A 17,922-nucleotide genomic window follows, 5' to 3' on the forward strand; every position below is an offset into this window, starting at 1 on the left:
GCCTGCGAAGGTCGTCATGCCGGTGTCGGCCGCGCCCGATTCACCTGTGGAGCGCCATGCGACTGCCCACACCCAGAGGACCGCTCACCAACTGGCTCTTCGAGGAGCTGAGAAGCCCGGCTCACGAGCTCGCGTCCCCTCCGCCCGGCAGGGACGAGGGCGAGCTCCAGGACGAGGATCTCCAGTTGGCGCTCTTCGCCTGCTACGAGTTGCACTACCAGGGGTTCGACGAGGTGGAGGACCGGTGGGAGTGGGCCCCGTCCCTTCTGGCGATACGGGAGATGCTGGAGTCCCATTTCGAACGGGCACTCGCACACCTGGTCCCGGCCCCTCTCACCATCCCGCCCGCTGAGGTGCCGCAGGCCCTGGTTGGGTTGGTTGCGGCCGAGCAAGGGCCTCGGTTATCGGATTTCCTGCACCGAACCGCTGACATCGGCCAGTTTCGCGAGTTCGCCATCCATCGCTCGATCTACCACCTGAAGGAAGCTGATCCGCACACCTGGGCGATACCTCGGCTCCGCGGGCCCGCGAAGGCGGCGCTCGTCGAGATCCAGACGGACGAATACGGCGGCGGCCGGTCCCAGCGCATGCATTCGGAGCTCTTTCGCGCCACGATGCGCGCGCTCGGTCTCGATGACTCCTACGGCGCCTACATCGACCGCGTTCCGGCGATCACCCTTACGGTGGGCAACGTCATGTCGCTGTTCGGCCTGCACCGCAGGCATCGCGGCGCGCTGCTGGGTCACCTGGCGGCCTTCGAGATGACGTCCTCCCTGCCCAACGCGCTATACAGCCAGGGGCTGAGAAGGTTGGGCGTCGATCCCGAAGCTCGCCGCTTCTACGACGAGCACGTGCAAGCGGACGCCGTACATGAGCAGATCGCCGCGCACGACATGTGCGGCGCGTTCGCCACGGACGATCCCTCCGCGACCGGCGCCATTCTGTACGGCGCCGCCTGCGCGCTGACTCTCGACCGGCTCGTCGCCGAGCATCTGATGAGCCAGTGGACGGAGGGCGAGACGTCGTTGCGGGAATTGTGCGAGTGGACGGCCCACCCGTGATCGACCTCGACTATGTGCTGCCGTTGCGCTGCGAGGACGACACGGATCTCGCCGAACTCACCGGCTACCTCCGCTGGCTGAGCAGGCACGTACGCGTCCTCGTGGTCGACGGTTCGTCTCGAGGGCGGTTCTCCAGGAACGCCCGCCTGTGGGGGGATATGGTGCACCACCTGCCACCTCACGACGACCTTGTGACGGCCAACGGGAAGGTGGCCGGGGTCATCACAGGGGTGCGCGAAAGCCGCGCCGAGCATGTGGTGATCGCCGACGACGACGTGCGCTACGACGCCATCGGCCTCACCCGCATATGGAACCTGCTACAGACCGCCGATCTCGTCCGGCCGCAGAATTTCTTCTCACCACTCCCCTGGCATGCCCGATGGGACACCGCCCGGGCGTTGATCAACCGGGCCTTCGGGGGCGACTATCCAGGCACGTTCGGGGTCAGACGGTCGTTCTTCCTGACCATGGGTGGCTACGACGGCGACGTGCTCTTTGAGAATCTGGAGCTCATCCGCACCGTCCGGGCGCACGCAGGCCGCGAGCAGCGCGCCCTCGGTCTCTATGTGCGCCGGGTTCCCCCACGGACAGAGCGATTCTGGTCTCAGCGCGTCCGCCAGGCCTACGATGATCTCGCCCAACCTCTCCGCATGGCTGCTTTCCTTGCGGTTCTTCCCGGCCTGGCCGTCCTGGTGCGGCGGCACAACTACGGCATGGTGGGCCTCTGTGCCGGGATCTCGATGGGCGTCGCGGAACTCGGCCGCCGCCGCGCGGCCGGCCGGGGGGTGTTCCCGGCGAGTTGCCTGCTCTATGCGCCCGCCTGGGTGCTGGAACGCGCCGTGTGCAGCTGGCTGGCCCTCGCCGTACGTCTCGGGCGTGGCGGCATCCGCTACAGCGGGAACCGCATCCGCGTGTCAGCTCATTCATCGCGGCAACTTCGACGATGTCAGCCGGGTATCTCGGGTTCGCTGGCCGCTCGAAAGCCTGTCGCCTTGTGTGAGCCGTCGCAGAACGGCTTCGTCGCCGAACGCCCACATCGGCACAAGGCCACAGTCGCTCTGCCCGGCTCAATGGGCCGTCCATTCTGAGTAACCAGGCGGAAGGGACCTCGAATCAACAGCGGGCCGTCTCGGCATGGAGTGATCTCAACCCGATCGCCCGCTGAACGGTCAGGCTCCTCCTGGAAGCGGAGAGTTTGAACTGGTAGGCAACTCCGAAAGGCACCACGGCTCAGGCGCCGATCACGGGCGGCAGCAAGAAGGCGGCCCAGAACGAAAACCAGCGCGACTTCGCCCGCTCGCCGAATTGTTGATCGACGAGCAAGCCAGTGTCCTCCCCACACGATCGGGGGACCTCAGCTGAGGGCCTTCTCCAGTTGCGACTTGCTCATGGACGAACGGCCCTTGATATTGCGACGCTTAGCCTCGGCGTAGAGCTGCTCCTTGGTACGACCGCCGGCACCGCTGTGCGAGCGCAGCCCGCCCCTGCGGGAAGAGGACATGTCCTTGGTGGACGTGCGGCTCGCTGTACGGGACTCGCCAGTACGGGCGCGCTCCTTGTTCACGGTCCGGGCAGCGATCTCCTCGGCCCTTTTGTCGCTCTCCCCGCGCTGCTTCGCACTGTCCTTGATGTGCTCGTACTGCCGTTCCCGCTTGGGACTGGACCCACGTGGCATGGTCCTCACCTCGCTCAATGGCCTTACCTGCGCGCCTACCCATTGCCTTCGAGCTCACACCCGACGACCACGACACGGAGCAGTGGCAGAGGCCGCGCGTCGAGGGTCTATCGATACTGGTCCTCGATCGGTCGTCGGCTACCCGGGGCGAAGACCACTCGATTTCCCGTCGATTGCTCAGCGTCTTCTCCACGCCTGCTCAGTCCATGGGAGGGCATCGAGATCGCGTAGCGGTTGCCCTCGAGCGGCTGCCCGCACGCCGTCATCGCAGGCGGACCATCGTGTCACTGACGGGTAGCGCACCCGGGCCAGCACGCCAGCACCCTCTCGAGCCCACCACCGTGACGTACCCGGAGCGCTGTCACCCGCACCTCCCGGCCAAGCAAGGTAAGTGAATGACCCGCGGTTCGCCCGAGAGCATGATCGAAGTGGACAGCGGGGGCAGGTTGTTATCGGGCGGCCTTTCAGGGCAGGTGACGGGCCCCTTGCCTCAGCGATCGAGGAGGACCCACGGTGTCCCTTGCCGAAGGTTCCACTCCCACGATGCCGTCCGATGTCCGACGTCGCCTGTCCGCGTTCGACCGATTCGCCAGCGCCGCATCCAAGTACGCCTCCCGAGGCTCGTTCTTCGCGATGTGCGTGCTCCTCGTTCTGGTCTGGGCGCCATCCTTCTTCCTCATCGGCAGCATCGACACCTGGCAACTGATCATCAACACGGCCACCACGATCGTCACCTTCCTCCTGGTGGCCCTGTTGCAGAACACGCAGAGCCGAGCCGACGCAGCGATTCAGCACAAGCTCAACGCCATTGCCGACGGACTGGCCGACCTGATGAAACAGATCAGCGAGGAGCACGACGAAAAGCCGCTCCACACCGACGTCCAAGAGCTACGCGATGCCGTCGGCCTCGAGAACAAAGAGAGCGCATGACCATCTCCGCTCGGCGAGCAGTCACGCCCACGCACTCATCAACGAGAGAGGATCACTCGGTGCGTCGGCCTTGGCCTTGCCCATGCGCTCACCGAGTTCCTGGAGCCTGTTACGTCCCAATGCCTTGCGGACCTGCGGGAACCACTCCTGCTCCTCCTCTTCCACATGATGCCGAACGTTCTCGATGAGGACGGTGACCTTGGCGTCGTACCTCTCGTCGGCCGGGTCGAGATTCTTGAGCTCGGACAACATCCACACCACGACGTGGTGCTCCTCAACACTCTCCAGGACGTGAGAGCCGGTCTCCGGGACTTCATGCCGGGCCGACGGATAGAAGATCTCCTCCTCGATGTACGCGTGAACCGTAAGCTCCTGGATGATCTTTCCGACGATGCGCTGCTTCTCCTTATGCGCGCCCTTGCCCGCCTTCTCGAAGGCCTTGAACAGCTTCTCGACCGTCTTGTGATCGTCCTTCAACAGCACGATGGCATCCATCCGGCGGGCTTCCCCTCTGCGAGACTCGGCGAGTTGGCCGTCTGCCTCCCCCGCTGCCACCAGCAGGAAGGTCGAAACCTGGGCTCTGCACGCTCGGACGACGGCGGCACAGACAGCTGCTAGTCCTCGACGCCCTCCACGAACCACTCACCCGCGCGCTGGACCAACTCCACGACTGCGGAGCGTTGTGGACCGTTGGCCCTTATACGCAAGTGCCTGACAGTGAGCTCCTCTAGGTCCGCGCCAAGGTTCTCGCTGGTCCACCACGGCAAGAGTTCTTCCCAGTATTCGACCTCCTCCGCCACAACGTAGGTTCGGCTCCAAGCCGTGAATCTCACCGGTTGGCAGCCCTCGTCGAACTCGACCGCGGCGGGTTGGTGGTAGCGACGCACACTCCATTCTCGAACATCTGTGCTATAGATCGCTAGCTGGATAATCACAACGAGGGCGATTTACTACCTCTTGACCTGCTATTTCCTAGTCTCGCGCCCATGTCGGTGTGGGTCGGTGCGGACGGGTACGAGGTCGAAGCGATCGTCCTGGACGGCCAGCACCGTCTACGCGTGTCCCGACGGCTGAACGGCCGCCGATACCTTGTGGCTTACTGCCATACGGACTGAACTGGCGGCACATGTAGACCTGGCCGATCTCGTGGAACTGGTCGAACTGCCGAATGAGGAGCGTTCACCGGCAACGACCGCAAGGGGCAAAAGGGCACCGATTGGCCGCTCACAGCATCCCCGCTGGCGCCCCAGGCCCTGTACCAGCGGACAGGACTGAACATGACCAGCGAGGATTGATCAGTCGAGCGCGCGGAGGGGATCGCTCGGCACTCCGGCGAAGGGTGCCCGTCTCCTTCAATGGCGGGCGCTCTTCGTTTTCGGTTGACCAGTCCCGAGCAATCGCGCTCGAGATTGCTCGTCACATGTCAGCATGCGGGCTGGATCGTGTAGATGCCGGTGGGTGATCAGAGAGGTTCAAGTCGGCTTGGACTAGAGCTTCGTCCTGCAGTCGTAGTTTCATGGATGTCCCGCCGCGGGCGCCTCCCCTGCGCTGTGATGCTCACTTCCGGCCAGCGCTCGCCTCACCAGGCCGGATAACACGAAGCACCAGGATTGCCATGTCGTCGACCATGTATCCGTTGCTGTAGGCCAAGACAGCCTCACTGATCGACTTCACCAGAGCATCTGCCTCCGCGTCCACGACCTTCGAGATCAGCGCGATCAACCGCTCTTCCCCGAAGAGATCCCAGTCGTTCGCGGCGTGCGCCTCGGTGACCCCGTCGGAATACAGCACAAGAGCGTCACCGGGGTGCAGCGAGAACCGGACCTGTCCAAGGTCGGCGTCCGGGAACATGCCGAGCAAGGTGCCCGAGGTCCGCAAGGACTCCACGGTGCCGTCAGCGCGGTGGAGCAGCGCCGAAGGGTGCCCCGCGGTGGTGATCAGGCCGGTGAAACCGTCCGCATCCGGTCGCAGGATGGCGCAGACCGTGGTGAGGAACCGTTCGTCTGGTTGGCGTTGGGTCAATAGCGCCTGATTGAGCTGCGCCAAGACTCGGTTCGGCGACAGGGTGTTGAGAGCGTCGGCACGGATGGTGTACCTGGCCAGAGCAGTGACCTGGGCCGCGTCTACACCATGTCCTGAGACGTCTCCCAGAACCACGCACCAGCGAGACTCGCCGCGCGGGAACAGGTCGTAAAAGTCCCCCGTGACGATCACGCCGCCGGCGGCGAGGATGAAGGCCGCCGCTACCTGCATACCGACCATCTCCGGCATGATCGGCGGCAGAAGGCTCCGCTGAAGAGTCTGCGCGAGCTCTGTCGAGGTCGCTCCCGCCGCCTGCAAGCCGGACACGCGACGATTCGCACGAGTCAATGCGCCGCGGAGCGCGATCCCAGATGACACTGCCTGTGCCGGCGGTCGCCCGCGCCTCCTACGTCGACCCGCGCGTGATCGCGGCGTACCAACGCGGAAAGACCATCTACTGCGCCCTCAAGGACCTTGGCGACAGCGACGGTCCCGCCACACACGGCGCGGCCGAACGCGCGGTGATCGAGTTGCTGAATCGCTCCAAGTAGATTGCAGCCTGCGCCGGAGGTACACGGTCGCGGATGTGCGCCCGAAGCCAGTAGGCCCGATGCGGAGACCCGCATCGAGAAACTGATCTCGACGGGACGATCAGGCGGAGGTCGGCTTTTCGTATCCCTCGTCCTGGCCGTGGACCTCCTTGTCCGGGTCGGTTTCCGGCTGACCAGCAGGATCGGTGGGAGAAGGGGTGAACTCCTCGGCGAAGTCGGGCTCGTCGTGCACTGCCTCCTGCTCCGCCCGTCGATCGGCCAGCGGAATGTTCCTGTCATCTCGCTCTTGCGGCATGGTTCCCCACAGGTATCTCGGGTGCCTGGCCGCGGTCGCCACAACCGGGCACGAAAGTTGCATACCTTCCCAAAGAGGGGCGAATACCCCGCGCCCCAACGAATAGTCGCGCTCCACAGGACTCGCTGCGCGCGCCGAGGGGTCGCTTGGGCCGAGGCACTCCCCCCACCGTCGCGCGCGTGTTCCTCCCGACGTGACACACCAAGGGTCTGCGCCGGTCGGGAACGATGGGCTCCGTGATCCCATACGGGGCCTCTGAGCTCGTGCAACAGCGGGCGGCAGGCAAAGACCCGTTCCTCAGCACGACCCCTGGCGGCCGCCCAGGTCCAACGCATTGACGGAGGTCTACCGGAAGGTTCGCCGTACCCGGCTCGATCTGTCGACGGGTAAACCGATGCCGATCACCGACGCACCACGGCTGCCGAGTTCACCAGAGTGACCAGTCGCGGGGGCTCAGCTAATGCTGTTGCCCCTATGCCGATGGGCACGGATGCGGCGGCGGACGTGACGAAGCCGAGGAAGAAGAACATCCACTCGCGGCGGCGTTCGGCTCGGATAGTCGCTTTGGTCGTCGCCGACGAGGACATTGCCGATGCGTTCGCTTCCTCAACGGTTGACGGCGAGAAGCTGCTCTCCCGACCGGGTATCAGGTCGTCATGATCAAGGTGGGTGTCACCAGTCCCTCGCCGCCGTACGAGCAGATCCGGGCACAACTCGCGGAGCTGATCCGGTGCGGGGTTGTTGAGCGTGGGCACTTGTCTGCCCCCCGGTGCGCCGACTCGCCGCCGACCTTGGCCTGGCGGTGGGCACGGTGGCCCGCGCGTACAGGGAGCTGGAACGGGCCGGTGACGTCAGCGGGAAGCGCGGTGGTGGCACCCGGGTACTGCCACAGCCCGAGCCCCAGATGACGCAAGCGGACCTGATCGAGCGGCACGCTCACGCCTACCTCGCCGAAGTCGCCCGGCTCGGCCGACGAGGCGATCGAGGCCGTCCGGGCGGCCGCGCACGCGGACCCTGCTGACGAGGTGCGGGGTGGACCCTCCGATCCCCGTCACCAGCTGACGGACGGTCCAGGCATCGGGTACTCGGTGTTCTTACACCACTTCGTCGAGGGACGCGGGATCGGTTTATGGCGATCCTCCTGTCCCCAACTCGGTTCCAGATCGCTATTTCGGCAGAAGCACCAGAATGGCGTGGTCAGGGGCCACCTCTGCCAGACGCAGCTGGATTGTGTTGATGCGTCCCGGTTTGTCGGTGGTCAGCGTCAGCTCTCCTTCATCGTGGCAGCGACCGTTGGTGCAGGTGCCTGTGACGCTGACATTCCGTCCTTCGGCACGTAGGCCACCCGAGGAGCCTTTGAGAGCCAGCCTGATCTCTTCCCTCCCAAGGGACTTGACGGTGATCGCATCCAAACCGAACTTGGCATCGATCTTCAACCGGTCACCCGGTCGGACCTCAACTTCACAGTCGGCGTCCTTGCAGACTGCAAGGTCGGTCCCGTTGGCCGCTTTCGGCAATGCCGACGAGGTGGACGTCTCCGTCAGCGGCGGTGAGGCCGGCGCCGCCTCGGGTGTCGACGCCAAGTTGCCCGACGTAGCGGCGGATCGCTGCATCGGCGCCTCGCCTGAGCTGCAGCCGGCGAGCAACGCGACCGCCGCGACAGCGGCCGCAACGAACCGAACTCGGCTGACATAGGCAGGCATGGTCAATCTGGTCCGCATGACAGCCTTTCGGGGTTCACAGCAGAAATCAGCCATTACCAGCAAACCATCAGGCCATGCCGTAGGGCTCTCTTTTCCCTTGTCGCGCAGCCCTATGGCTGAGTACATCTCGCCGTCGGACGGGTTTCTTTCCCCATACCCGACGACCGAATCCGCGGTCCGAGGAGCACTCGTCGGCGGACGGCAGACGCGCGATCAGGACTCAGCCACGGCACACCCTCCTCGATGAGGCTGAGGGGATGATCTCTTCAAGCCGTAGGCACGCACGTTGCCCATTCGGAAGATCAGAAGCGAACCATCGGCTTCGTCACCGTGCTGGGAGGTGCAGGTGTGCTCCATCCCGATGGCGGCGCATTCGACCGGCCACGCCTCAGCGCCTCGTGCCGGTCACCGGCGGACGGCATGGAGGGGGCGGTTTGGGCGTGGATGGCAGTTGGGGCCGTTGTCTCCCTGGCAACAGGATGGCGATAGTGACGATCGCGGAAATCTCACCAGGACGCCCAGCAGAACTTCGAGAAGCACAATGGTCGACATTGAGCCCTCCCTCGACCTCGCTGCGGACATGCGGCCACGAGGACGAAGGTCTTCCCACACCTCTAGATCGCCCGAGATGGCCACCCCGCCGGCGCTCGGGGACCCTGCGTCGGTGAGCATGTGGGCCGCGTCGGAGATCGATGCGAGCGACTGGACGACAAGGCCGATGACCACTTCAATGGCCATGAATCCCACGATCAGCGCGAGGCTCCGGACGGATGGCGCCGGTCTGCCTGTGCACTGACACCGTGCTCGTGACCATGCCCATGGCGCGATCGCTGGAGTCCGGGACGAGCTGACCAGCGGGGAGCGGGAGGAGTTGGCCGCGTTGCGGCGGGAGAATCGCCAGCGGTGCGAGCACGTTGACATCCTCCGGCTGGCCGAGCCGGTCGGCGCCGCCCTCCGCGCGCTGTACCGGCGCGAATCAGAGCGTATGTGAGGCAGGGGGTCGGCGCTTGATCCTGCCGCCTGTCGAACCACGCTTGCCTCGAAGTACAGCGGATTCACGCCGATGAGGCTCATTCCAATGGCGGACGTGCCGCTGGATCGGCACACGTAAAAAAGAGCTGTGCCCCGGTTGCATGCGTGCAGAGGCAGGTCCGGGGCTTATGCCGCCGAGTTTACAGCACCCGCCCGGGGTTGCTGCGGATCTGAAGCGCCGCGGGTCGCGTGGCATGATGCAATGCCGGTCCGTTCGCAGCTAAGGGTGGTTGTACCAGGTTCTGGACCTGGATCCTCTTCGGTGCCGTGTTCTCACAATTCGTGATGCTGGAACGTCGTGCACTCGCCAGAACGCCACGGGCAGCAGCTGTGATGGTGGTCCACCCAGAGGTCCGCTACCTGGACGCCCCGCATAAATAGATCTTGTCGGCTATCAGACGTCTGCTCGGTCTGCGTGGATCGGTGCCCGGCGACTCGCATCTGCCACATGTAGCGCCTGTGGCCGTGGCGGGTTTTATCACGGGTGTGTCGCTGACACGCGCGTGCCCGGCCCGTGCCACCCGCGCCAGGCGCGGGTCCTGATTGCGCCGCCTCGAACATGGCTGTAGGCATCAAGCACGCCGATCCGGGGGAATGCGGCGATGACATGGTGGAACAGGCCGTGTCGGATCCGCGGTTCGTCTCCCGGTCGTGTGTGAGCACGATCCGGGCTGTTGGGCGGTTGACCTCCCACGCTGATGGTCGGGCTGTCGAGGATTCCAGGATGAGGCTGGCCTCCGCCGCATCCTTAAGCAGTTGCGTTGCCGCTGATTGCGCACGGAGTTCTTCGGCGAGATTCAACTGCTTCCCGTGGATGAACTGCAGGACTGAGTGAATTTCTGACGCGAGCTGTGCAGCGTGCTGGATGAGCCAGGCGGAGGATGGCGATCCGGTGGAGACCGTTTGGGGCGGTGTAAGCCGCTCGCTGGATGTGCTATTGGCGACTGTGATCACTGGCTCTCCTCCCGAGGGCTGCGCTGTAGGGGCGCGGGACAAAGGCGGTGCTGAGGCAGCATTGCGGATACTCGCGGCGGGCGTCCGGCCACTTGCCGCGATATGTACCAAACTTGGTACAGACCTTGAAGGATCATGCCCACCAGGTTTGGGTAGGTGCACGCATCGATCCCGCCACGCCTCGCCGAACTGCGAAGACAGTTCGGTCTGCGGCTACGCGAGATACGCGAGGAGCACGATCTGACCCAGGAACGGCTGGGAGAACTGGCTGGCTTGGACCGCAAGACCATCAACCGGATCGAGAACGGCATGTACAGCCCGCGACTGGACAACATCTTCCAGATCGCCGACGCCCTTGGAATCACAGCCCGCGAACTCTTCCCGCGTGGGCTGTCGTGAGCGCACCTCTGCTCAACATCCCGAGGGCAGTCCCGCAGTTGGGTGACGCGCATTTCGCGCCGCGCCACCCGGCACCTGTCTAGTGCCCGAAAAACACGGATGCGGCCCCAGCGCCTGCAACATCACATCGACGTCATGGAAGAGCGCACGCCATACTCCTCGATACAGGTACGTTGCTCCGAATCCACTTCTCCCTACGGGCGCGCCGCCCGGGATACATGTCGAGTGGTTGCCCATGTATCGATCTGTTCCAACGCGGCACGCAGGGCAGCACCATCCTCGGTGAGGGCGTACGTGATCCTGGTTGGCGGACCGCCGTCTACCTCGCGGCGAATGAGTCCTTGGTCTGCGAGATCACGCAAGCGTTCGGTCAAGATACGGCGGGAAACACCGGGAATCGCCTGGGCCAGATCGCTGAAGCGCGCCTCACGTTGGCACAGTAAGTACAGCACCTGAGGGACCCAGCGCCGGCTGAGTAGATCCAGCGCCGCCGCAGTCGCATCAGGTAGGAGCAGCTTGGCCGAAACCCTGCAGGGCGGAGCTGCGCTGGTGTTAAATCCCATCTTGGTTACTCCAGACAACCAGATCACGGTGTAGCCATCGCCGGGTATCGCCTGCCCGGTCGGCAAGACCAGCGTAGTCACCGCCATCTGACACAACCGCATTGCACAGATCTTTACCAAAAACACGGCGAGAGGCTTGTGAGATGTCGATTCCAGGATGCCTGCCTGCGGTCCGCTGGGACGACTTTCCTTTCCCGCGTAGTGCCGCGTCGGCCGACTCGAGAAGCAACCTCAGCTGCATTCAGCAGGAGATACACACCTCGGGCCAACTGTCCTGCAGGTTTGAATCGACGCGTGCTTGCGGCCACGCCCCCCAAGGTCTGCGATGAGCACGTCCCGCCTGGGCTCCGACCAGGAGGAAGATCACTACCTATCAGTCGAAGGGACGAATGTCGTACCTACCGACAGTTTGAACGTTACGCTGAACAACCTCACCGATGTTGTCACCACCGCAGGAATGGGTTGCATCTACGGAGACGCAGGCCTAGGTAAGACCTTGGCGGTCAATCAGGCACTGCGCGCCCTGGCGCCGGACTGCACAATACGCCTGCAGTTCCGGAGCCGATCCCGTACCCGCGACATCCGCCATCTATTGTTCGACGCCCTAGAGATCGACGGCACCCCGGCGACCAAGCCGATCGTGTTGGACCATCTACTCAAACGAGTCCTTTCCGAGCGATTCCGGGTGTTGGTGTGCGACGAAGCTCAGTGGATGCTGCCGGAGTGTTTCGAGTATTGGCGTTATCTGTGGGACGACCCATGCACGGAGCTCGCCCTGGTGTTCGTCGGAGGCGGTGACTGCTATCAGAAGCTGCGGAGCGAGTCGGTCTTGTCCTCACGCATTCGCATCTGGCAGCAATTTCACCGCATGACCGGCGATCAGGTACTGAAGTCAATTCCCGAATATCATCCGCTATGGGCCAATGTCGACCCCGATGACATCCTTTTCGCCGACAGTCATGCCTGCAACGGCAATTTCCGCGCGTGGGCGAAGCTCACTGCTCATGCTGTGATCGCCTTGTCTAAATCAGAACGCGCGACGCTTGATCGACAGTTTCTGGCTCGCCTAGTCAGCCGGATAGGCGGTCGAGGTGCCTAAAGCGCGAATGTCCGGCAAGGTCACCGTAATGTTCGACTCGACCGATGACTTCTCCGTCGCCAGGGCGGCATGGAGGCTCCACGCGCCTCTCCTTGGCCGCATCATCGTGGATCCGACGCCTTCTGTGCACAGCACGGCAGCTCTCGCTCATGATGTGCTGGCGGCGCTCGGCAAGCCCCCGCATCGGATCGCCACCGAGGGGATATCCTCCGATCGCCAGTCCTGGCGGGCGGCCGCGGCATGGATCCTCGGGGAGCGCATCCAGCAGTTGATCGTGCTCAGGGCACATCTGCAGAGTCCGGACCGCTGGCTCAAGATGATCGAATTGCAGCGGGTCACCGCTATCCACATGGTCCTCATCTGTCACTCGAGGTCGCTTCCGCCGGCCATTGAGGAAATACTGGCCACAGGTGAGAACCAGCGGGTAACTTGCGGTCTCGAGTCGGCACTCGAACCCGTGGCGGACCTTGAACGACACGACGGTTGGCAGGAATCTGGACAAGCAGCCCCATCGGAGCTGCCGTCCTTGCCGAGTAGCGAGTTCACCCGATTTCGTGCGGACGCCTACCGGCAATTGTCCAACGACGAGTTCTCTGCAGTCGACGTCGAGTACGGTCGTGGCATTGATGCAGCGTGCGCGTGGCTGGCATCGCATATCGGCTACCGCGCTGATACACCGCCCACGTATAGCATCCGCTCGGTCGTGGCGCCGTTCCTGCTCCCTGTGGACCTTGAACGCAGCGCGGCGACGCTGGCCAAGATGTACTCCGATGCGCAGCTGGAAGGATTAGCCGAAGGACTTTGGTGTCTAGGCCGGAAGCGGCCCACTTCGGACCGTTACCCGTACCCCTGGGATGACGAAGGTGGTCTTCAAGTTTTCCTGACTGACCTCGTGGCCGATAGCTCCAGCCAGCGTCACACACTAGCCCGGGTCCGCGGTGCCCAAGCCGGCTTCCTTCTGCACGGTCTCCTCCTGCACGCTCTTCCTGATTTGAGCACTAGCGGGCCGGGCGTCGGAGGCCCGTCTTTCACCCCCGCGATGGCGGCCCGCATCCGGACCCGCATCGCACATCCTCAACGGGCGGCAGCGCTCGCCACCGCCCTGTTCACTCATGCCAACCATGACTCACTCGCGCGCATCCTGATCAGCCAGCTGCGACCAGACGCCACAAGCCTGCAAATGCCTCTGCGCGATCGTGTCGTGTCCTACGCCGTCCCAGCCCCTGCCCGAGGCCTGCTGCGTGCTGCTCAACACTTCGCCGGCCTTCGCATCTCCTCGGAGTCCACGGGCAATCCCTGGCAACTTCTCGGCCCGGGCACCGGGTCACTCGGAGATCTCCTCCAGGAAGACGCTGCGATCTGCAGCGTGGTGCTGCCTGCGCGTCTCGACGGCCATTCAGAAGAGCCATGGCACTGCATGGCATCGTGCTGGTGGGTCGCCGATCCCTTACATGGACCCGAGCCGAACGACTGCGCCAGTCAGACCCTGAAGAAGCCGTTGTGACCGAGCCACTCATCAATCATGCGCTCATCCGTGCACGAGTCGCCGCACTTGGCCTCGCTGATGAATTCGCCGCACGCACAGGCGTTCACCTGGCCGAATTGGAAATTGTCGTACGGCCCGAGCTCTCAAGCGTCCGCCTCCTGCTTCGAATTGCCGCCGTTCTTGACCTCGATCCCGGCGACCTCATCGCGAGGCCGGCTGGGCTACCTGCTGACAACTCAGCAGACGAGGACCGTGCAGATGACCTCGACGACCACGTCGACGATAAACTCGCTGAAGCCGTCCTCGCCGAACATGAGGCTTTCACTTTCGACGAGCTCGCCGACATCCTCGGCTGGACTCACGGTCGCCTCGACGCGGCCCTCAACGCCTTGGAAGTCAGGCTCGCTGACACACCCCACCGTCTAATCCGAACCGCAGACATCGTCGAACTGACGGCTCACACGACGATCCTTCCGCCTGCCGCGTGGCGTCGGCTCGTCGCGTGGCGGCGGGGACGAGCCCTATTGACGCCGCAAGAAGCTTCCGTGATTGTTGACGTTATCCGCCTGGGAATCCTGCGTCCATTCTTCGCGGGGACTACACTAATGAAGTCGTACTTCGACCCAGCTTCTCATCGCGACCTCATAAGTCGTCAGCTCCTGGCGCTGCCGCCGACGGCGCTACCTTCACCCGGGACGCTTTACGAGATAAGTTGCCACCCTGATGTGATGTTCGCGCTTCGCCTCGCCACCGAACCGTCTGTGGACCATCCTGTCGATGGCCGCATGTGGTAATTTGCGCCAATACATAGGTCGGTCCAGTAATCCATTTGGGCGCCCAACCTAATAAACTCCTCACAAAAACCGGCACGCGATCGAAGAATTCAATAAAGATTTTCAGATCAGTCCGGCAGAGTTCCTATACATAGTCCGAAAATTGTGTCCGGGTGAGGCGCCAGACGGTAACGACTGTCACTGGTTTCGGTCACTTCCAACGGTTTACGAGTTGTGGCCATCAGGCGGCGCATGAGGATATGCGATATCTCCCATTGAAAAGCAATGCCGGAGTGGAGGGCCACTCCCCCGGCGTCACGTTCCTCGTGGATCAAGCGGAGCAGGACGGCAGCTTCTCTGGGAGTCGGAGGTATTTGTGCCTGCTTCGCTGTGCTTAACACGATTTCCGCTTTCGGGGGAAGAACTCCTGCGCGACATTCGAGACGGAGACGGTTGTCGACCTGCACTAGCTGCAGGGATGTACTGCAAAGACGGTCTGCCAATCGTTTAGCTGCGCCTCGGAGGCGTTGGGGTGACCAGCCCAAAGCGTCCACAAGTTCATTGTCGGCGAGTTCTCCATGGCAGGCTAGAGCCGCCTCCAGCATAAGATCATCGTCTTGTGGAGGAAGCGCAGTTCCCCCGAGCTCTGGGATAAGGAGCTCGGCAGGACTCATGTTCAGCGCAGCACTGATGCGGGTGATCAACGCGAGGCTAATACTTTCTGGTGGCAGCTGGTCATTCAATGCTCCTGGAGAGATGCCTGTACGTATAGTGAACTCTGTCGCGCTCATGCCGAGTTCTTTTATTCGACGCCTGATGGTATCGATGTCAAGCATTTGATCGATCCGACTCCCGGTCTGCTTTCTCCCACCCGGGGACAACTATTCGTCTCGCGTCGTGCACGGGTTTTCCTACTATCCAGCAATGGGTCCGGCCATGCCAGGGACGAATGCCAGTGGTTCCCCCGTGCGCTATGGACGGCACAGTGAGGGCGCAGATTCGGGCTGTTTCGATGAGGCGCCGATTCCGCCGTCCGATGCCATCCTCCAGCAGGAGGTCAGTCGGTTGCTTCCCGTCCAGTAGGTGAAAAGTGCGCGCGGCTGCCAGAAGTGAGCGACCATAGCTGGGAATACTGTAAGTAAGTTGCTGATCGCTCGGGTTCGCGCCGTCATATACGCTTACGGTGATCGCCAGCGTCGAACCGTCTTCGCTGAGGCTGTCAATGCGGACGTTGCCCAGTATGCGAGCGTTGAGTCCTGTGAGCAGCGCGGTGGCCAACGCTGCGGCATGCACCGGATGCGCCACAGCGGTGCGGATTCGATCCGCATCGCAGTGAGGGAGTCGCGCGATGAGACCGTAGCCCGTGCAACTTCCCAACAGGGCAGGCACCGTTAGCAGTATGCCATGTAAGAAGAAGCCCGCCTGCGCTCCGCGGATGCGCGTGATCGCGTGCTCTCGCGTTGGGCAATCAGCCACCAGTTCCGCTAAGAAGATCTGTAGCGACGGCAAGTCTGCTCGGTACGGGTAGGGTTCGAGATCCTCGGGACCAACCGCAAGCATCTGGTCGGCAACCAAGATCGGGAGTGGCCGCGACGGGTCCAACGACACTTCGCGGAGTTCACCAGGATCGCTCCCGATAGGCAATCCTTGCGGCAGTCGGGCCGGCAAAAACGCCTCGTGCCCATGGTGTTCTCTGATCCATGTACATGCCCGGTCCATCCCGTATCGGTAAACGATATCGAACCGAGTGAAATTCACCCTATCCAGTTGTCTGTGCGCGTCAGCGCGGAAGTGGAGGAAATCGCTGCTCGGCACCGAAGGCAGCGGACGTTCCCCTGACTCCGAGGTATACGGACTCGGCACCAGACCATGGGCTGTGCAGCGCACCACGGCACGCGCCGGCGTTGACCGAAGCGACGGGTTGTGCCTGAGTTCGGCCGCGGCGAGGGCCTGGGCGACGCTCTCAACGATGCGGATGTCGCCAGTGCCTGGCAGTTGGCTCGACCACTCCCGCGCTGCGTGCGCATGCCATATCAGTGTCATCGTGGCACCGCAGTCAGAAGCGAGTTGGATGAGAAACCTGCGCTGATCTGTGGCAAGCAGGTGCGCCCGAAGCACAATGATGTGCCAGATACCTTCCGCTAGAGTCCAGGCAGCCGCAGCTCGCGCCCACACGTCATGAATCCGTTCTGCAGACCGAGAACAGGAAGTCAGCTGGTCGATCGGCTTTCCTAACGCGGCCAACACATCAAGGCAGAGTTGGCTAACACTCCTCGTACTGGGGGTGGGGTGGATCGTAAGCTGCCCTGTTAACGGGTCGTGAGCGTCCAAGGCAGCGGCAGTGCACTCAACATCATCATCAGGGTCTAGGACGACCATGACAGATGCTCCTGCGTGCTGGCTCTGAGACAATTACTCACCTACGCCCGCCAAGCCTCTTGAACACTCGCTTCAGCAAGTCACGATCGACAATCCGCTGCTCTGATCGATTCAGTTCCAGCAGGGTATGCACGGTGATCTTTGCCCATGAGCGGAAGTTTCCATGCCCTGCATACTTATCCACGAACTTCAGGTCCTCGGAGTCGACGTCCTCCCAGATGTGATGGAAATCAGGCATCACATCCTCTATCTGATTTATTGTCATACTCCGGTACTCCTGCCAAATGAAGATCCGTGACGACAGCATCGGCTCACGACGCAAAACCCTGTAACAGTCACCACCCCCAACAAATATGACAGCCATCTGAGTGTATTTGTTATCCCACAAGTGCCGCCAGTACTCAAAGCACTCTGTTGACAGCCACTGCGCTTCATCGCAGATGAATATCCGAAACTCCTCAGACAAGACACTTTTGAGTAGCTTGTCGAATTCAGCTGGCCCTCGGGGCTCTTTGCCCCCGATCTCCAAGGCTTCAAAGAGCATGCTGCGGATGTAGCGAGGTGTCGGGCGATCACGAAACTGGATGCGGTGGGTCAACTCCGGTGCCAGTGTTCTCAGCGAGGAGTTTACTGCAAACGTCTTGCCTAGGCCGGCGTTTCCGTGAATGCACATCATTGCTCGCGCGCTGATAACATCTTTGAGATTCTCGAGCGTTTCGCGCATTGATTCTGTCGCGACTTCGTTGCTGTCGACGAGACCAAGGTACTGGTCGTCGATAGCGGCTCCAAGGGAGCGGCCTTTTCCGGACATGCTCATTATTGACCTCCGTGCTTGTTTTGTTGGCGCCGCCCTTTCGCAGTCCCGGGTAGAACCCCCGTGGACGGCAACCCATCTGTTGTGATTCGAGCGCGCGCCTGTTTCACCTCCTCGATCTCTGCGGGAGATGCCTTGTCTGATAGTTCAGCGGAGCCGAGATAGCGACCGGTTCGTGCGTCGAAG

The 17,922-nt window shown here is 62.8% G+C and carries 18 protein-coding genes and 1 pseudogene; 8 read left to right on the plus strand and 11 right to left on the minus strand.

Annotated features, from left to right (window positions below):
• Positions 1–56: 56 nt before the first annotated feature.
• Both Pph01_RS39870 and Pph01_RS43120 read left to right on the plus strand, forming a co-directional pair.
• A complete protein-coding gene (locus tag Pph01_RS39870) occupies positions 57–1,061 on the plus strand; it encodes an iron-containing redox enzyme family protein (RefSeq protein ID WP_204078455.1) in 1,005 nt (334 codons plus the stop codon).
• Positions 1,043–2,149 carry a glycosyltransferase family 2 protein gene (locus Pph01_RS43120; RefSeq protein ID WP_239117360.1) on the plus strand — a complete coding sequence of 369 codons (1,107 nt, stop codon included), beginning with the start codon at positions 1,043–1,045 and terminating at the stop codon, positions 2,147–2,149. The genes Pph01_RS39870 and Pph01_RS43120 overlap by 19 nt, the downstream gene beginning before the upstream one ends.
• On the opposite strand, the pseudogene Pph01_RS43125 reads toward Pph01_RS43120, so the two are convergent.
• A pseudogene (locus Pph01_RS43125) lies at positions 2,113–2,331 on the minus strand (hypothetical protein); the annotation flags it as partial. The gene Pph01_RS43120 and the pseudogene Pph01_RS43125 overlap by 37 nt on opposite strands.
• An 84-nt stretch (positions 2,332–2,415) precedes the next feature.
• Positions 2,416–2,736, minus strand: a complete 321-nt coding sequence (locus Pph01_RS39880; protein ID WP_204078456.1) for a plasmid stabilization protein — start codon at positions 2,734–2,736, stop codon at positions 2,416–2,418.
• A gap of 513 nt (positions 2,737–3,249) precedes the next feature.
• On the opposite strand from Pph01_RS39880, the gene Pph01_RS39885 reads away from it, so the two are divergent.
• Entirely contained in the window at positions 3,250–3,666 is a 417-nt protein-coding gene (locus Pph01_RS39885; protein WP_239117361.1) for a low affinity iron permease family protein, read from the plus strand.
• Positions 3,667–3,687: 21 nt separating this feature from the next.
• Here the strand turns inward: Pph01_RS39885 and Pph01_RS39890 are convergent, their stop codons facing one another.
• The 3 genes from Pph01_RS39890 to Pph01_RS39900 all read right to left on the minus strand — a co-directional run bounded on the left by Pph01_RS39890 (position 3,688) and on the right by Pph01_RS39900 (position 6,015).
• A complete protein-coding gene (locus tag Pph01_RS39890; RefSeq protein ID WP_239117362.1) occupies positions 3,688–4,221 on the minus strand; it encodes a hemerythrin domain-containing protein in 534 nt (177 codons plus the stop codon).
• 59 nt (positions 4,222–4,280) lie between these two features.
• A complete protein-coding gene (locus tag Pph01_RS39895) occupies positions 4,281–4,553 on the minus strand; it encodes a hypothetical protein (RefSeq protein ID WP_204078457.1) in 273 nt (90 codons plus the stop codon).
• A gap of 670 nt (positions 4,554–5,223) precedes the next feature.
• Positions 5,224–6,015, minus strand: a complete 792-nt coding sequence (locus Pph01_RS39900; RefSeq protein ID WP_204078458.1) for a PP2C family protein-serine/threonine phosphatase — start codon at positions 6,013–6,015, stop codon at positions 5,224–5,226.
• 44 nt (positions 6,016–6,059) lie between these two features.
• Between Pph01_RS39900 and Pph01_RS39905 the strand changes: the two genes are divergently transcribed.
• Positions 6,060–6,239, plus strand: a complete 180-nt coding sequence (locus Pph01_RS39905; RefSeq protein ID WP_204078459.1) for a hypothetical protein — start codon at positions 6,060–6,062, stop codon at positions 6,237–6,239.
• Positions 6,240–6,339: 100 nt separating this feature from the next.
• On the opposite strand, the gene Pph01_RS39910 is transcribed toward Pph01_RS39905, so the two are convergent.
• From Pph01_RS39910 to Pph01_RS39920, 3 genes are all read right to left on the minus strand, one after another.
• Positions 6,340–6,534 carry a hypothetical protein gene (locus Pph01_RS39910; protein ID WP_204078460.1) on the minus strand — a complete coding sequence of 65 codons (195 nt, stop codon included), beginning with the start codon at positions 6,532–6,534 and terminating at the stop codon, positions 6,340–6,342.
• Positions 6,535–7,180: 646 nt separating this feature from the next.
• A complete protein-coding gene (locus tag Pph01_RS43590; protein WP_308441945.1) occupies positions 7,181–7,474 on the minus strand; it encodes a hypothetical protein in 294 nt (97 codons plus the stop codon).
• A 226-nt stretch (positions 7,475–7,700) separates the two neighbouring features.
• Complete coding sequence (locus tag Pph01_RS39920; RefSeq protein ID WP_204078461.1) at positions 7,701–8,237, minus strand: hypothetical protein; 537 nt, start codon at positions 8,235–8,237, stop codon at positions 7,701–7,703.
• Positions 8,238–10,379: 2,142 nt separating this feature from the next.
• Here Pph01_RS39920 and Pph01_RS39925 point away from each other — a divergent pair.
• Positions 10,380–10,622: a helix-turn-helix transcriptional regulator gene (locus Pph01_RS39925; protein ID WP_204078462.1), complete on the plus strand. Its 243-nt coding sequence runs from the start codon at positions 10,380–10,382 to the stop codon at positions 10,620–10,622.
• A 194-nt stretch (positions 10,623–10,816) separates the two neighbouring features.
• Here the strand turns inward: Pph01_RS39925 and Pph01_RS39930 are convergent, their stop codons facing one another.
• Positions 10,817–11,311: a winged helix-turn-helix transcriptional regulator gene (locus tag Pph01_RS39930; RefSeq protein ID WP_204078463.1), complete on the minus strand. Its 495-nt coding sequence runs from the start codon at positions 11,309–11,311 to the stop codon at positions 10,817–10,819.
• 199 nt (positions 11,312–11,510) lie between these two features.
• On the opposite strand from Pph01_RS39930, the gene Pph01_RS39935 reads away from it, so the two are divergent.
• Genes Pph01_RS39935 through Pph01_RS39945 form a run of 3 tightly spaced genes read left to right on the plus strand, consistent with a single transcriptional unit; the run spans position 11,511 to position 14,564 of the window.
• A complete protein-coding gene (locus Pph01_RS39935) occupies positions 11,511–12,284 on the plus strand; it encodes an AAA family ATPase (protein ID WP_204078464.1) in 774 nt (257 codons plus the stop codon).
• A gap of 7 nt (positions 12,285–12,291) precedes the next feature.
• Positions 12,292–13,788 carry a hypothetical protein gene (locus Pph01_RS39940; protein ID WP_204078465.1) on the plus strand — a complete coding sequence of 499 codons (1,497 nt, stop codon included), beginning with the start codon at positions 12,292–12,294 and terminating at the stop codon, positions 13,786–13,788.
• Positions 13,785–14,564 (plus strand): helix-turn-helix domain-containing protein, encoded by a 780-nt coding sequence (locus tag Pph01_RS39945; protein WP_204078466.1) that lies wholly within the window; start codon positions 13,785–13,787, stop codon positions 14,562–14,564. The genes Pph01_RS39940 and Pph01_RS39945 overlap by 4 nt, the downstream gene beginning before the upstream one ends.
• Before the next feature lie 107 nt (positions 14,565–14,671).
• On the opposite strand, the gene Pph01_RS39950 is transcribed toward Pph01_RS39945, so the two are convergent.
• Positions 14,672–15,379: a helix-turn-helix domain-containing protein gene (locus Pph01_RS39950; protein ID WP_204078467.1), complete on the minus strand. Its 708-nt coding sequence runs from the start codon at positions 15,377–15,379 to the stop codon at positions 14,672–14,674.
• 1,580 nt (positions 15,380–16,959) lie between these two features.
• Complete coding sequence (locus tag Pph01_RS39955; RefSeq protein ID WP_204078468.1) at positions 16,960–17,739, minus strand: AAA family ATPase; 780 nt, start codon at positions 17,737–17,739, stop codon at positions 16,960–16,962.
• Between the last annotated feature and the right edge of the window lie 183 nt (positions 17,740–17,922).

The organism is Planotetraspora phitsanulokensis (assembly GCF_016863295.1).
Classification (GTDB): Bacteria; Actinomycetota; Actinomycetes; order Streptosporangiales; family Streptosporangiaceae; genus Planotetraspora; species Planotetraspora phitsanulokensis.